The following is a 15967-nucleotide window of genomic DNA, read 5'->3' as shown; positions in this document are numbered from 1 at the left end:
CATGTATAACTTTAGTTTTATCATGGTAACTCTTTATAATTTATAATTTAAAAGTTTGCGGTATAGTTGGCTCCGAAGTTATTGTCCCAATAGTCTACTCCATCTACTTCATAAAGTACAGCAAATTTAACCTGCTTTGAAGAACTTGATACTGTAACATTTGTAGCCCATTCAGTAGTATCAGCAGTACTAATTGAACCTACTTGATAAGCTGTATCTACATCTTTGTATGTGTTCCAATTATCTTCAGTATAACGTACTTTAACTACTCTAGAGTTTGAACCAGCGATATTTCTTGTAGCTGTATAAAAAGAAATATAGTTGTTTCCATTAAATGTTTGAGTAAAGATAGAGTGTGCGTACACGTATGATTTGCCAAAAGCACCATCTGTGTAATTTTTACCATTATTATTATCCCAGTAAGTTTGTCCGTTAACTTCATATTTTATGCAATATGTTATGGGTTGTAAGTAATATACTGACATTGTTTGGAATTTCCATACCTCACTATTGTCATTTGAATCTGTTTTTAAGTAACTTGCAGGGGCATCATACCATGTTTTACCGCCATCATAAGTATAATGAACAGTTACATTCTTTTCAAATGCTAAGTTTTGTATAGCAATATATCCTTCAAGATGGCTTGTCCCACCTCTAGAATCTAGGACACGTTGAGAATAATATAATTGAGCAGGAAGGGTATCGGCTTTTGCTTGATTTGGTAAACCAGCAATACCAAAGATAGAAAAAGCAGCAACAAATGCTGAAGTAACAAGAACTTTCTTTAAAAATTTACTTAATTTCATATTATTGCCTCCTGTGATATATATTTGTGATCACGAGTAAAGTTATAGCATTGCGAAACTTTCTTTTCAATTTCTGTAATTAGATTACATATCAAATGTAAAAGTATACACCTAATGAATGCTATAAAACAATATATAATTACATACAATTATATATTTGGTAAATAATACAATGTAATAGTGAAAATTTACAAATGCATATTGACAATAAAGTTTATAATTTTATTATTTTAAGCTAACACATAACAATTTTAAATAGTATTTGTATAAAATGTAATATTTTTATGTAGATTTATATAAAGAGAAATTGATAAAAAACATACTACTATTGAAAAATTTGTTAGAACCAAAAGTAGTTTTAACTTATCTAATATGTGAATATAAAATGTAATCATATTTTAGCTTTGGAGGATAATATGGGAAATTTGGACTCGATAAGGTTAGTAGAAGTGGCTAGGAAAGGAAATAAAGAAGCATTTACGCAAATTATAAAACTTTACGAAAAAGATTTATATAGAATAGCTATTGCAATGCTTAAAAATGATGACGATGCTTTAGATGCTATACAAGATTCTATACTTAAAGCTTTTGAAGGTATAAGAAAGTTGAAAAAGCCTGAGTATTTTAAAACATGGCTTATAAAAATTCTTATCAATAGTTGTAATGCAATTATTAATAAGAAAAGAAAAATTGTTTCTTATGAAAATTACGTTGAAGGTACATTTGAAGAAAATGGTTTTAGAAAAATAGACATAAGAAGCACGGTAGATAAAATTGATTATGAACTTAGAATACTTATTTTACAAGCAAATTGAAGGTAGCAAGCTTTCTAGGATTATGATACTTAAACCAAAAGGTGATAGTGTTTTTTCTAATGATTTTAAGGTAAAAAACCCAAAGTATTTACCATTAAACTCCAAGTTGCCGATTGATGTCTCAGTAGGTGATAATAAAAAAATTACTATTAATTCGGTAAGTGAAAAGAATGATGAAATTGAAATTTTATTTAATGCAAAAGGATTCCCTACATATACCTTTGCAGTTGGTGGCGGAATACGAATTTACGATACAAGTATGAATAAAGACAGCAATACTGCGTATGATTTTGTGGTACTACATGTTTTGGGAAATAATGAATATAAAATAACATTACCTAAACAAAGAACGGTGATTAAGAATAATGAAATTGTTGCAAACCTTTATTCAGAGTACTCTGAATAAAGGTTCGCAATAATTTTAAATTTCTATTAAATATTTTTTAGTGCAACAGCACACTAATTTATATTATTTTAGTGATTCTATAATTTTACTTTTTATTTTTTCAACTTCAGGAGAAAGTTCTCTTTCTGTGCTTGTTCCATTACCCATGTCTGCGAGAAGTAAATTAAGGATACCTTCTAAAGCATTTGGAGTTTTGCCATCGCTGTTGCCACCAATGTAAGTTCTAGGAACGATATCAATTTTTGATTCTTTTAATGCTTCTGCAAGTTTAGTCATTACATCTTGAATTACTTGATATTGAGGACCACCATAAGCATTAACTTGTTCTCTAGCAGCTATTGCCTTGGAAATACCGATTTTAGCTTCCTTGTCAGCTTCGGCTTCACCAATAGATTTTATCTTTGAAGCTTCGGCAGAACCAAGAAGACTAATTTGCTTAGAGTTTGCGGTAGCTTCTTTTTCAATAGCATAAGCTTTTGCTTCGGCATCTTGTTTTGTTGTATATGCCTTGGCTTCGGCATCCTTCTGCTGTTTGTACAAATTAGCTTCAGCTTCAGTTTTTGTTTTTTCTGCAATTTGTTTAGCAACAAGAAGCTGAGCTTTACCTTCATTTTCCTTAATTTGAATTTCTACAGCAGAAGCAGTTAAATCAGCTTGTTTTGATGAAGCAGCTTTTGCTTTGTTTAATTCTATTTCTTTTTCAGCAGCTTTTTGTTCGGCATCAAAAGTTGCTATTTGCTCCATTGCAAGTTGTCTGTCTCTAAGCTGTGCAAGTATTGTATCAATTCTATTGTCATTTTTAGAGGCAATAGGAGTACCAATTAAGACTTCTTCTAATTCTAAGTCGTATTTCTCAAACTTCTCTTTCATTTCAGCGGAAGCCCTATTTTGGATTTCATTTCTATTTTGTATCAATTCTACTAAAGTCATTGTTTGTCCGACATTTTTGAAGTATCCAGCTATCATAGGATCCAGTGACTGTTCTATAAGGAGCTTTACATCACCAAATCTTTGTATTACTCTAGAAGCTTTTTTATAATCTATATGCATTACTACAGTTAAAGGAAGACTTGGCTCAAAAGCATCCTTCGTAATAAGACTTATTTCTTTTAAGTTTTCATCAAGTCTATGATTTCCGCTTTGTCCACTAATCCATTTTAAAATTACATTTGTTGTTGGAACTTTAACTACTTTCCCAGCATAAATATTAAATCCATATTTGCCAGGAGCTAAAGCAGCCTCCCATATACCTTTAGAACCCTCAGAAACTAATTCGCCGTGTTTATAAGTGTCACCAGTAACATCCTTACCCTTGTCTCCATAATAAGATACAACAACACCAACTTCACCAATGTTTATTATGGTTTTAGGTAAATATTCAACAGTTGCAAATAATCTATTTATGAAGTAAGTTCCATCTGCTAAAATCTGCATCTGTCTTCCTTTAAAACCGCCAGCTTTAAGGAACTTCTCAGGATCTTGGAAGTTGTTGTGGTAATTTTCAAGTCCAGCCTTGTCACCTATAATTGGTGCTATTAAAACTTCATTTGGAAGAGCAGGACCATCATTTACAGTAACTATACCTATGCTGTCATCTTTACCATTAATTATAACTGGATTAAAACCATCGAGTCTTCTTATCTTATCTGCCATGTTCTGAACTTGTTGATTTTCCTCTTTAGTGGTAGTTAGAGAATAAACGCCATTTTCAGTTATGATTATGAATTGTGCAAGGTTAAAGGCATAGGTACCTTCTCTTAGTATTGCTCTTTGAGGCCCTTTTTGACCTTCACTTTTCAAAAATCCTTTAACGTCCTGGAAGTTATCTGCTTCAGGTATTACACGACCAAGAGTTTGAGAAACATCAAGAGCTTTTCCATCTTTTGCAAAAACGTAGCCTATTTTACCTTGAGGAATAGTTATAAGTGGAGCACGATGAATTTTGTACATAAGAGGAGTTTTTAAGTGAATACCAGCTCTTAGTACATCTGGCTCGAAACCAGCTTCCCCATTTAAAGCTATAATTTGTTTGTTTAGTGATCCTTTTGGTGACCACCATTTTTCTACGATTCCAACTTCACTGCTTTTTATTACGACTATTCCTATAAATTTTAGTACTAGAAATAATACTGCTATAATTGCTATAACAGCGATGATTAAGTAGATGTAACTTTGATTCATAAAGAACCCTCACCTTCATAAATATTTCTGATATGAGTTATATAATACCACATTTGCATTGGAAGTCAATTTGAGAAAAAGAACGATTTTAACATAAAATGTAATCTTTTTTACTAGGTAAACGAAAAAAGTGGAGAGAAACTATTGTTCTCTTCACTTAGCTTTAATTATCTAGGAACTTTGTTGGGCATTTTAAAGAAAATAACAAGGCTAACTTTAGGTATTAATCATTAATACCTGGAAGTGGAGTGTTAGGAGCATTTGCGCTTATATTGCCACCTATAACTTTGGCACCACCATATATTATATACTTTCCTGTTGTTGTACAATCTGTAAAGGTAAATACATTTCCGTTATTAGGGTTATAAGGGAAGTTAAAATTACCTTTAGTGGTTTTTTGATTAGCGTTAAGTTGATTATCAGCACCATTTCTGTCAGCATCACAATCTGTAAGTTTTAAAGCTCCAGCACTGTTATTTTGAGAGAAACCTGCTGCTTTATTGTCATATGATTTGCAGCCAGTTACTATATGTGAGCCTAAAGATCTGTGCGTCCCCTTTGGAGGTTTTTGATTTCCACCAAGCTTAATACCATCGCCATTCATGCCTGAGTTGTTTAGAGAACTTTGAGGATCACCATGATAAAAGCCATTTTTAGTAGCTGTGCATCCGATTATTTTAACGGTTTCATCAGTACCTAGTAAATCCCATCCATCGTCTGCATTGCCGTAAGAGTCACAGTTTAAGAATTCATTTCCGGCTCCAGCTCCAAGTTTACATGCAAAACCATCTGCATTTGAACCTTTTGTAGCTACATCGTAATTATTATATGAATTGCAATACTCAACTAAATTGTCGTGAGCACCGCCTGTAATTTGTAATCCTGCATCATCATTATTGTCTGTGTCGCAGTGATTAATTACATTATTGCCAGCTGCAGCACCTTTCATTATTATTCCGTTGTCGCCAGCACTGTATACATTTAAATAATCTAGTTCCCAATAAGAGCCTTTGATATTGATTCCGTAATCACTATCCCCATCGGGTTCACTGGAAAAATCAAGTGTTACCTTTTGTGTAGTGGAGGATTTTATTGTTATAAGATTTGACGAAGTTCCACTTTTGCTTAATACAATTGGTGATTTTAATTTATAGGATGGACTAGTAAGCACTATTGTGTCGCCTGGCATGGCTTTATTTACAGCAGCTTGTATAACAGCTGAATCGTTCCCAGAACCTGTGCTTGCCACGGATATTGCAGTGGCGTTATGAATTGTATTTGCTTTTAATTGCGACACTGAAGATAAAGAAAGAGAAACGGCAACAGAGGTAACAAAACATAATAATTTTTTCATTAACAATCAACTCCTTTTAAATATAAACCACTTGAAACTTCAAAATTAGAAGTACCAAATATATACTTATAAATTTGATGTTTCAACTGGTTCATTAATACAGGGGGAATTTGTTAACGCCAACAAAAAGTTTGAAATTAATAACAATTGTTATGTCTTGATTATAACTTAATATGCGAAAAATGTAAATATATTTTTTTATTTTTATTATTTGAACTTTAAAATAGTAGAAAAATGTATAATTGTGATGTTGAATATATTGCGATTGTATATGTTTTAAAGTAATTGCAAATAAAACATACAACATGTCATAAAGTAAAATAATAGTTTTATAGAGTAATTACTATTTCGATTTATAATATAATAAAATAATGTCCAGTTTTATATTATGTACTTTTTTTGTTGCCTAAAAATCAACCCTTAGAATCAATCTTTCGGTTGATTTGTTTTTTTGTTATTTTTGTTAATATATAGATACACTAGTTCAGCTATTAAAATTCATGTGCACAATAATGCCCAGAAGACGGCATTTTTGTACAAATAAATTTTAAGTTTCACAATGGTTTATCTTTACATCAAGGAAACATTGAAGGGAGAAATGAAATTGGAAAATATAGTAGAAGTTAAAAATTTAGAAAAGGGATATAAGGACAAAAAAGCAGTAAAGGAAATAAGTTTTAATGTAAGACAAGGAGAAATATTAGGTTTTTTAGGACCTAACGGTGCAGGGAAAAGTACAACTATAAATATATTATCTACAGCCTTAAAAGCCGATGGTGGAGAAATTAAATTTGATGGACAAAATGTTAAAGAAAATTCACTTAGAGTTAAAAAGAATATAGGAATAGTTCCTCAGGATTTAGCCATATACGAGGACATAACAGCAGAAAAAAATGTTAGGTTCTTTGCAAGCTTGTATGGACTTAAAGGTGAGATTTTAAATGAAAAGGTAAAAGAAGCTCTTGAGTTTGTAGGTTTATATGATAGAAAAGCTGATAAGGCAAAGACATTTTCAGGCGGTATGAAAAGGAGACTTAATATAGCTTGTGCTATAGCACATAATCCAAAGTTAATAATAATGGATGAGCCTACTGTTGGAATAGATCCTCAGTCAAGAAATCACATTTTAGATTCAATAAAGAAGCTTCAAAAAAGAGGCGCAACAATAATATATACAACTCATTACATGGAAGAAGTAGAGGAAATATCAGATAGAATAATAATAATGGACCATGGGACTATTATTGCAGAAGGGACAAAAGAAAAGCTAAAGGAAAATATTCAAGACGAAAAAGTATATACCATAGAAGCTGATAATGTAGAAAAATTAAGCGATGATGATTTCTTTGAGGTTGAAGGCGTTAAAAAAGTAGATATATTGAAAAACAAGGTTGAAATAATATGCCTAAATACAGTAGAAAATTTAGATAAGCTAATTATGGTTATGATGAATAAGCACTGCAAAATAAACAATATAACAACTAATTCAGCTTCGCTTGAAAGAGTATTTTTAAATCTTACAGGAAGAAGCTTGAGAGACTAAAAAATAGAGTAGAGAGTACAGTGAAGGATGATTTTCCTTCATTTCATTCTGGAAAATCTTTAATTATAGATGGAGGTAATACAATTGAATTTGTTTAAAATATGTAAAATGGATTTTATGAATACGGTAAAGAACCCAACATTGTTTCTTTGTAATACGGTGTTTCCGTTGATTTTTATACTTATAATGGGGTTTATAACAAAGGGGAGTTATGGAACAAAGGTAACTTCGTATGATTATTACGGAGTGACGATGACACTTTTCTTTGTTTTAAATATAGCACTTACTGAATCAAATACTTTTATGGAGAAGAGAATTAAGCCGGGAAATGTTAGACTTATTTATTCGCCAACAAAAACTTCAAATATATTTTTGTCTAAAATATTTGCTTGTTCTGCTTTTGCAGCAATATGCTATACGATTTTAATGGTAATAGAGGATAAGGTTTTTAATATAAAGCTTGGCGGGGAAGATTTTATATATGTATTAATATTGGTATTAGTCTTGATATTGTTTATGTGCTCATTTGGAGCTTTTATGTGCTGCATTTTTAAAAGTGAAGAAGCAACAAATAAAGTTATGTCCCCTTTTATTATGTTGTTTGGTATATTTGGAGGAGTATTTTTTCATGTGGATAGCCTTGGAAGTGCAGTACAAAAGTTATCTTGTATATCTCCCTTAAAATGGATAAACGAATGTGCCTTAAAAATAATTTATGATAAGGATCTTTCTATGTTTGTACCGGTAGTAGCAATATTATTAGTTGGATCAGTAATGCTAATGTTTTTGTGCAAATTAACCTTTAAACCGGAGGCGTATGTGTAATGAATATATTTAATATATTAAAAAATAATTTGTATAGATTGCTGGGTAAGAAAATAATAATTATAAATGCTGTTATATTTATTCCACTTATGATAGTTGGAGGAGTGTATTTTAATGCAAAAATGGAGACAAAGGCAAATATAGCAGTGGTTTCAAATAATCAAAAGCTAAATCTAAGTAACAAATATGTTAATCTCAAGGTAGTAAAGGAAAAGCCTAAGATGTCTGAACTTGTGCTTAATAAGTATGATGCTATAGTTGAAGATAAAGGAATGGGAAATTTTAAAATAACGACTATTAAAGATGATAAATTAAAAAGCCAAATTGCAAGTCTATTTAAAAAATCAAATTCAGTTACTGTGGGTTCAAACTCGTATAATAAAAGAGGCGTTGGAACTAGTATAATTGGATTTTTGATAATGATAGTTTTAATATTACAAATTAATTTTATGCTTTTTTATCCGGAGGACAGGGATTTTGGAACTTTTAAGAGGATACTAATAGCACCAGTAAGCTCGAGTAAGTATCTAATTTCACAGGGCATTTTTGATTTCTTAGTAGCATTTATACCAACTTATATAGCTGTAATAGGTGCCAAGGTTATATTTAATATTGATATTGGATTTTCATATTTACAACTTGCTGGAGTTTTAGCTTTGCTTTTGATTATGGGAACAGCTTTTGCACTTTTTATTACGTCGATTATGGATGATGTAGACAATGCTGCCATGCTTGCAAATGCAATAATTATGATAACGTCAATTTTGGCAGGAAGCTTCTATTCCTTTACAGATGACAACAAGATTTTGGATACCATAGTTACAGCAATTCCTTTTAAGGGATATTTAACTTTAGTACAAGGAATTGAAGATGGAAAAGGACTATCAAATTATTATGGGCAGTTAACTTATATTTTAGGTTTGAGTTTAGCGTTATTTATTCTTGGAACCTTTATTACAAAAAGAAATTTAAAAACTGGAAAATATTAATTGTCATCTTATAGCTTAGTATTATAAAATAAAGATATGGATATACTTGTTTAAATATGAAAATTATAAATTCTAGATGCATCCTGTTAAATTACGATTTATCGAGGAGAAGCCAAAGTACAAAGTACAGAGTACAAAGTACAATGAAGGACGATTTTTCTCCGTTAGCACTACGAAAAAATCTGAAAACTTATTTTTTTATTGCTGCGCAATCGCGCCATACATGGTACTCAGCGAAGCTGATACCATTTAAGTTTAAGATTTGCCTGAGTAAAACGAAAGGTAAATCATCCTTCTTTGTACTCTGTACTTTGTACTTTGTACTTTGCTTTTCAAATTGTAATTTAGGAGGATAAACTTTGTATTTTCAATTTGAAGTTTTCGAGTATTATATCCACATAAAGTATATAAGGTGATTAAATGCAAAATGAATTTAATTTTATAAGAACAAAGCTTATAGCGCCAATGCCGAGAAGAAATTGTATTAAAAGGGAAAGGCTCATAAGTGAACTGAATAATATATTTGAATATAAAGTAACAATAATAAAGGGAGCAGCAGGAAGCGGCAAGTCTACACTGCTCTCTTCTTTTATAAAGGATAAAAAGTTTAAACATGTAAAATGGATAAATTTAGATCAGGATAATAATGAAATGTATTCGTTTTGGTACTATTTTATAGAAGCAGTTCAAGAATATTTATTTGGGGAAAGCGAAAAACTTATTAACAATTTAAATGGAATGACAAAAAATGAGGAAATACTAGAAATAATATCTTATATAATAAACAAAATGTGTGTGGAAGAAGATATTTTAATAGTGTTTGATGATTATCATTACATTAAGGAAAAGAACTTGAATTTAGCAGTAGAGTATCTTATAAAATATTCATCTAAAAATGTTCACTATGTATTTTTAACGCGAGAGGAATTCCAAATTTATTTAGGTGAATTTAGAGTTAGGGATGAACTTTTAGAAATTGATGAAAATGAACTTAAGTTTTCAAAGGCAGAATGCTTAGATTTTATGCACAATACGCTAAAATTTAATATATCGGAAGAAGCCATGAATAAGATTTTTATTGTTTCTGAAGGTTGGATAGGTGGACTTCAATTTACAGCTCTAGCATTAAAAAATAAGGGGCATATTGAAAGCATTAATGTTTTAAACAAGTATGTTATTGAATATTTGACAGAGGAAATATTAAATGGATTGAAGCTGCGGGAAAGAGAGTTCCTTATAAAAACTTCTATACTTAAATATTTCAATGCTGACTTAACAGATTATGTTTTGGAAATAGAAGATTCGGCAAATATAATAAATTCTCTTGTAGACAAAAACTTGTTTATAATAACTCTTAATGAGGAAGAAACTGTATTTAGGTATCATCATCTTTTTAGTGAGTTTTTAAATATGAGTTTTGATAAGCTAGATGAGGAAGAAAAAAAGGTGCTTCATTTAAGAGCGTGTAATTTTTTAAAGGAAAACGGGGATGTAAGTGAAAGCATAAGGCATCTTCTTGTAATAAAAGCTTATGAAAAAGCTATACCGCTTATAGAAGAAAATATTTCAGATCCAAAATCATGGATATATATAAAAAGAATACCGCTTAAAAATTTAATAGCCAGTAATGAACTTATTATACAGCGAATTTTTTATGATTTTTCGAATATGCAGGTAGATGAGTGTAAGGACATAATAAATTATATTGAAAAACATGGTTCAAGGGAGGCTAAGTCTCTTGCCAATATATCAAAAATGTATGTTTACAATTATTGCAGTGAAATAAAAGAAGAAGATTTAAAATTGATAGAAGAACTTAAAGTAAGTCAAATTACAAAGGCTGTTATATATCTTAATATTCAACCTATATTTTTGAGTAAAAATGAGTATGAAAAGGTAATGAAATATGCAGTAGAAGCTAATAAAATAGCTGAAAAATATAATATGTTTTTTTTAAGCGTTTTTGCAAAATGTCAAATAGCAAGTATACTTGAGGATATGGGTGAATATGATAAAGTTCTCACAGAATATAATGAGATAAAAGTGTTGGCTGAAAAAAGTGGCTTTAAGGGAGCATATAAAAGTTTATACTATCTTGGGGTTGCAGGTATATATATGAAAAGATATGATATAGCTAAAGCTGAAGAGTGTTTAAATATATCTAAAAAAGTAATAGGCATGAAGTATTCTATTACAAAGCTTGGTATTCTTTATAATGAAATGGAGATTAAATTTATAAAGAATGAAATCGAAGATGGCAAAGAAATTGCAGATGGACTTGCAAAAGTATATATAGATTCTTTTATACCTCTTCAAATTTTTACTGCTAAGCTTCGATATATGCTTCCAATGAAGCTTTATAAAAAAGAAGATTTGCAGCAATTTAAAGATATGTTTGAAAGAGAGAAAAACGATGGGAAATATATAAGGCCAGAGGATAGAATAGTTTATTCAAGAGTGTTATATTTACTTTCAAATAAACAGGAGGCGCTAAAAGTCATAGATGAAGTTTTGGAATATTCGAGAAAATATTCTATAAAAACTAATCTTGTAGATGGACTTGTAGTGAAAATAATGCTTATTAAAGAGAATTTTGAGCTTAGAAAAAGGGAAATATATAATCTGCTTAGAGAAGCACTTCATTATAGCATAAAAAATGGATATTTAAGAGTATATATAATTGAGGGCAAGCCATTGCTTGAGCTTATTAAAAAGCTTAAAAATGATAAAGATATAAAATTAAATGATAAAGAAAAAGAAGTTATTCAAAAGATATTTTATATAGAAGAGCCAGATAAAACTAAAAAGGATGAGCTTTTGAGCGAGCGAGAAAAAGAGGTCTTAAAGGTTCTTTGTGAAGGTCATTCAAATAAGGAAATAGGAGAAATTCTTAATATATCTTTAGCTACTGTAAAGACTCATATTATAAACATTTATGGCAAGCTTCAAGTTTCAAACAGAGTGCAGGCCGTTGATAAAGCAAAACAATTTAATTTAATTGAATAAGTGGGTTTAATATGTTTTAAAAAGGATGATTAAATGAAAAATGAATTTAATTTGATAAGAACAAAGCTTATAGCGCCAATACCGAGAAAAAATTGCATTAAAAGAGAAAGGCTAATAAGTGAACTAAGTAATATATTTGAATACAAAGTAACAATAATAAAGGGAGCAGCAGGAAGCGGTAAGTCTACACTGCTCTCTTCTTTTATAGAAGATAAGAAACCTAAAAATATTCAGTGGGTAAACTTGGATGAGAGTAATAATAATATATATTCTTTTTGGTATTACTTTATTGAAGCTATTAAAGATTATATTCCAGAACATGGTGAAAAGCTTATTGATTTTTTGAATGGTATGGTAAATAAAGATGATGTGTTAAATATTGCAGCCTATATAGTAAATAAAATTTCAACAGAGGAAGATATTATAGTGGTGTTTGATGATTATCACTACATTAAAGAAAAGGCATTAAATGCTACAGTAGAATATCTTATAAAATATTCTCCCACAAATATGCATTATGTGTTCCTTACCAGAGAGGAGTTCCCTATTTATCTTGGGGAGCTTAGGGTAAGGGATGAAATTTTGGAGTTTGATGAAAGTCAACTTAAATTTTCAAAGGAGGAATGTTTAAACTTTATAAAAAATACGTTAAAGTTTGATTTATCAGAAGAGTTTGTGAGTAAGGTTTTTAGCATCTCAGAAGGCTGGATAGGCGGAATACAACTTACAGCTTTGGCATTTAAAAATAAAAAGGATATTGAAAAAATAGATGTCATTAATAAATATGTTATTGAATATTTAACAGAGGAAATACTTAAAGGACTTAGTGAAGAAGAAAGAAATTTTATTATAAGAACTTCAATTTTAAATTGGTTTGATGCAGAGTTTTGCAATTATATACTTAAAATGGACAATTCTAGAGATATAATAAATTGCTTAGTAGATAAAAACTTATTTATAATAACGCTTAATGAGAGAGAAAATGTATTTAGATATCATCATCTTTTTAAGGAGTTTTTGAATATCAATTTTGAAAAGCTAGAGGAAAGTGAAAAGAAAGAACTTCACTTAAGGGCATATAATTATTTAAAGGAAAATGACGATCTTAACGAAGGCATAAAGCACTTGTTAGAAATAAAAGCTTACGATAAGGCGATTAAGGATATAGAAGAAAATATAACCAACATGAAGTTATTGCCATATATTAAAGAAATACCCTTAGAAAAACTTATGGATAGTAGTGAGCTCATGGTTCAAAGAATTTTTTATCATTTATCGAATATGGATGTAGGTGCGTGCAAGCAAATAGTGGAAAAGATAAATAACAGTGATAAAACAGAACTAAAAGCCATTGCAAATATATTTAAATTGTATATATATAATTACCATACAACTATTACAGATGAAGATTTAAAGCTTATTGAAAAAGTTAAGCTCAGTGAGATTACTAGGGCAATAATCTATTCTAACATTTGGATGTTTCTTTATAAATACGATGAATATGATAAGGCTATGTACTATATTTTAGAAACTGATAGAATTGCTAAAAAGTATAATATGGTTTCTCTTAGTATTTTTGCAAAATTTCAGATGGCTTCAAAGTTTGAAGAGATGGGCGAATTTTCTAAAGTGATTGAAACTTATAGAGAGATTAAAAACATTGTTGATAAAAACAGTTTTTTAAGCTACTTTAAATTTGTATATGATTTAGGGGTTGCAGGTATATACATAAAAAGGTATGAAATTGATAAAGCTGAAAAAAGCCTTAGTATAGTATCTGGAGATTTAGAAATGCACGCGCCCATTATAAAAAATACCATAGTTTATCACAATATGGAGTTTTGCTTTGTTAAGGGCGAGATTAAGAAGGGAATTGAAATAGCAGATAAACTCATAGGGGAATATAGTGCATCAAAAACCTACCTTCCTTGCCGCTTTTTTTCTGCAAAATTAAAATTTACACTGCCACTTAAAGCATATGAAGAATCAGAGCTTATTGAATATAAAGAATTAATTGAGAAATATAGAAACAATAAAGAAATGTATGTAACTATTGAAGATAAAATAGTTTATTGCAGAGTTTTATATTTGCTTTCACAAAAGGAAGAAGCTTTAAAGGGTATTAATGAAGTTTTGGAAGGTTGTAGAAAATATTCAATGGGAAGCTTTCTAATTGAAGGAATAGTAATAAAGATTTTAATACTTGAAAAAGATTTTAACACAAAAAAAAGAGAAATATATAATTTGCTTAGAGAAGCTATTCATTATAGCATACAAAATAGATATTTAAGAGTTTATATAATTGAAGGTAAATGGCTGCTTCAGCTTATTAAAAAGCTTAAAAATGATAATGAAATAGAATTGAATAATAATGAAAAAGAATTTATTCAAAGGATAATTGATATAGAAGAGCCAAATAAAACCCAGAAAAATGACCTCTTAAGTGAGAGAGAAAAGGAAGTACTAAAGGTTCTTTGCGCAGGACACTCAAATAAGGAAATCGCAGGAATCCTGCACATATCTTTGGCTACGGTAAAAACTCATATGATAAATATTTATTCTAAGCTTGAAGTTTCAAATAGAGTGCAAGCGGTAGAAAAGGCTAAGAAGGTAGGATTAATAACATAAATTTTAATCCTACCTTGTCCAATTATTTAAGAATTCAATTGTTTCTTCCCAAGAATCAATACAAGCTTTTGCCCAAGCTTCTAAGTTATTATTGCACTTATTTAAAGAGGATATGGATTGAAATGGCAACGTAAGCATATGACCTGATTTTTCATATGTACAATGCTTATAGTTGTATTTAAAATTTTTTTCTGTCAATCTTTTTGACGCTATTTCACAATGTAATAGTGATGGCCATATATTATCTGATGCTGAAGATAACATTAAAATTGGACCATTTATTTTTTCCAATGCAATTGCAGCTGTAGTTGTATTACCTTTTTTTATTAAATTTTTATACATCCAGGACATGATGTTTTCTTGACCAAGAAGCTTTTTAATAGCCATTTTTATAAGTAAGAACATAGAAAATTTTAAAAAAGGAAGTTCTTTGTTTTGGTATGTCCATGATGACTGATGAGAAGGAAGAGCGTTTTTCAAGCCTTCATATATATAGCAGCTTGGTACGTTTGCAATAACACAATTTAATTCTTTAAAAAGAGAAGCTGCAAGAAGAACTAATTCCCCACCCTTTGATCGTCCATAAATGGCAATGCGATTTTTATCAACAGTATCTTGCATACTTAGCCAGTCAATAGCATTTTTAATTATTTCAAGAGGTATTTTATTTAGACAAGGTGAAGTCCCTTCCATTCCGAAATAGCATACTGCAAGTGCAGAGTAACCTTTTGCTGCAAAGATTTCTGAAATTGCTTGAGCTTTTTCAATTCTTCCATCACTTCCGCTTACTACAATAATTGCAGGCCTTTTTTCAATTTTATTGCTTGTAAAATAACGTGCTACAAGATTTTTATTTATAATGGTTTCACTTTTTATTGTTTCATCACAAAACACTCTTGTATGCTTTTGAGATGTTAAAACTTCATTATTAACTTCAACTGTAAAAAGAACATTGTAATTTCTATTTTCACTAACTTCATGGAGTTTTTGAGGAGGAGTGCATTTATTCAGCCTTTTTATCCTCATAGAGTAAAACAGTCCCATGGGATTGCAAGTTTTATAGGTTCCTTCAATTGGAGCAGTATTTTTTAGATCGATGTTTCCATTGTTATCTGTTATAAAAATTCCATAGGCTTCCCATATTGAATTTCTTCCTTGCTCCGTCATGCCGGCATTTATGCAATAGTAATCTTTACTTACTGCTCGAATAAGTACTTTCTCATTTTTAGGTAGTCCACTTATTTTTATGTCCACTTTCTCATCTATAAAAGATTTTTCTGGAATGATTTTTATGACACAATTGTTTTTAGGCATATTTATTCCCCCGTTTCGCTAGTTTTTAAATGGAAATTTTTTAAGAATCCATAAATAATTTATTTGATATTAAAATGAACTTTATTTCATTTTAAGTCCG

11 protein-coding genes are annotated in these 15967 nt (G+C 30.0%); 7 read left to right on the top strand and 4 right to left on the bottom strand.

Going from position 1 to position 15967, the window contains the following annotated elements; translation table 11 throughout:
* Positions 1 to 47: 47 nt before the first annotated feature.
* Entirely contained in the window at positions 48 to 806 is a 759-nt protein-coding gene (locus tag CUEA01_RS02490) for a carbohydrate-binding protein (RefSeq protein ID WP_234117551.1), read from the bottom strand.
* 416 nt (positions 807 to 1222) lie between these two features.
* Between CUEA01_RS02490 and CUEA01_RS02485 the strand changes: the two genes are divergently transcribed.
* Positions 1223 to 1621: a sigma-70 family RNA polymerase sigma factor gene (locus tag CUEA01_RS02485; RefSeq protein ID WP_234117550.1), complete on the top strand. Its 399-nt coding sequence runs from the start codon at positions 1223 to 1225 to the stop codon at positions 1619 to 1621.
* A complete protein-coding gene (locus tag CUEA01_RS02480) occupies positions 1587 to 2027 on the top strand; it encodes a hypothetical protein (protein ID WP_234117549.1) in 441 nt (146 codons plus the stop codon). Before CUEA01_RS02485 ends, CUEA01_RS02480 begins: the two co-directional genes overlap by 35 nt.
* 63 nt (positions 2028 to 2090) lie before the next feature.
* On the opposite strand, the gene CUEA01_RS02475 is transcribed toward CUEA01_RS02480, so the two are convergent.
* Both CUEA01_RS02475 and CUEA01_RS02470 read right to left on the bottom strand, forming a co-directional pair.
* Positions 2091 to 4208 (bottom strand): SPFH domain-containing protein, encoded by a 2118-nt coding sequence (locus tag CUEA01_RS02475; protein WP_234117548.1) that lies wholly within the window; start codon positions 4206 to 4208, stop codon positions 2091 to 2093.
* A gap of 223 nt (positions 4209 to 4431) precedes the next feature.
* The gene (locus CUEA01_RS02470) at positions 4432 to 5562 is read right to left on the bottom strand and encodes a right-handed parallel beta-helix repeat-containing protein (protein WP_234117547.1); all 1131 of its coding nucleotides are present in this window, start codon (positions 5560 to 5562) and stop codon (positions 4432 to 4434) included.
* A 604-nt stretch (positions 5563 to 6166) separates the two neighbouring features.
* On the opposite strand from CUEA01_RS02470, the gene CUEA01_RS02465 reads away from it, so the two are divergent.
* The 5 genes from CUEA01_RS02465 to CUEA01_RS02445 all read left to right on the top strand — a co-directional run bounded on the left by CUEA01_RS02465 (position 6167) and on the right by CUEA01_RS02445 (position 14553).
* Positions 6167 to 7105, top strand: a complete 939-nt coding sequence (locus tag CUEA01_RS02465) for an ABC transporter ATP-binding protein (protein ID WP_234117546.1) — start codon at positions 6167 to 6169, stop codon at positions 7103 to 7105.
* Between the two features lie 84 nt (positions 7106 to 7189).
* Positions 7190 to 7930 carry an ABC transporter permease gene (locus CUEA01_RS02460; RefSeq protein WP_234117545.1) on the top strand — a complete coding sequence of 247 codons (741 nt, stop codon included), beginning with the start codon at positions 7190 to 7192 and terminating at the stop codon, positions 7928 to 7930.
* Positions 7930 to 8919 (top strand): ABC transporter permease, encoded by a 990-nt coding sequence (locus tag CUEA01_RS02455; RefSeq protein ID WP_234117544.1) that lies wholly within the window; start codon positions 7930 to 7932, stop codon positions 8917 to 8919. The genes CUEA01_RS02460 and CUEA01_RS02455 overlap by 1 nt, the downstream gene beginning before the upstream one ends.
* Positions 8920 to 9339: 420 nt before the next feature.
* On the top strand, positions 9340 to 11925 hold the full coding sequence (locus CUEA01_RS02450; RefSeq protein ID WP_234117543.1) for a LuxR C-terminal-related transcriptional regulator: 2586 nt from the start codon (positions 9340 to 9342) through the stop codon (positions 11923 to 11925).
* Positions 11926 to 11958: 33 nt separating this feature from the next.
* Positions 11959 to 14553: a LuxR C-terminal-related transcriptional regulator gene (locus CUEA01_RS02445; protein ID WP_234117542.1), complete on the top strand. Its 2595-nt coding sequence runs from the start codon at positions 11959 to 11961 to the stop codon at positions 14551 to 14553.
* 9 nt (positions 14554 to 14562) lie between these two features.
* Here the strand turns inward: CUEA01_RS02445 and CUEA01_RS02440 are convergent, their stop codons facing one another.
* Positions 14563 to 15867, bottom strand: coding sequence for an acyl-CoA thioesterase/bile acid-CoA:amino acid N-acyltransferase family protein (locus tag CUEA01_RS02440; RefSeq protein ID WP_234117541.1), 1305 nt, complete (start codon positions 15865 to 15867; stop codon positions 14563 to 14565).
* Positions 15868 to 15967: the final 100 nt, after the last annotated feature.

Source organism: Clostridium hydrogenum (genome assembly GCF_021432385.1).
GTDB classification, from domain to species: domain Bacteria; phylum Bacillota; class Clostridia; order Clostridiales; family Clostridiaceae; genus Clostridium_S; species Clostridium_S hydrogenum.
The sequence above is the reverse complement of the archived record's forward strand: the minus strand, read 5'-3'. Positions and strand labels throughout refer to the sequence as shown.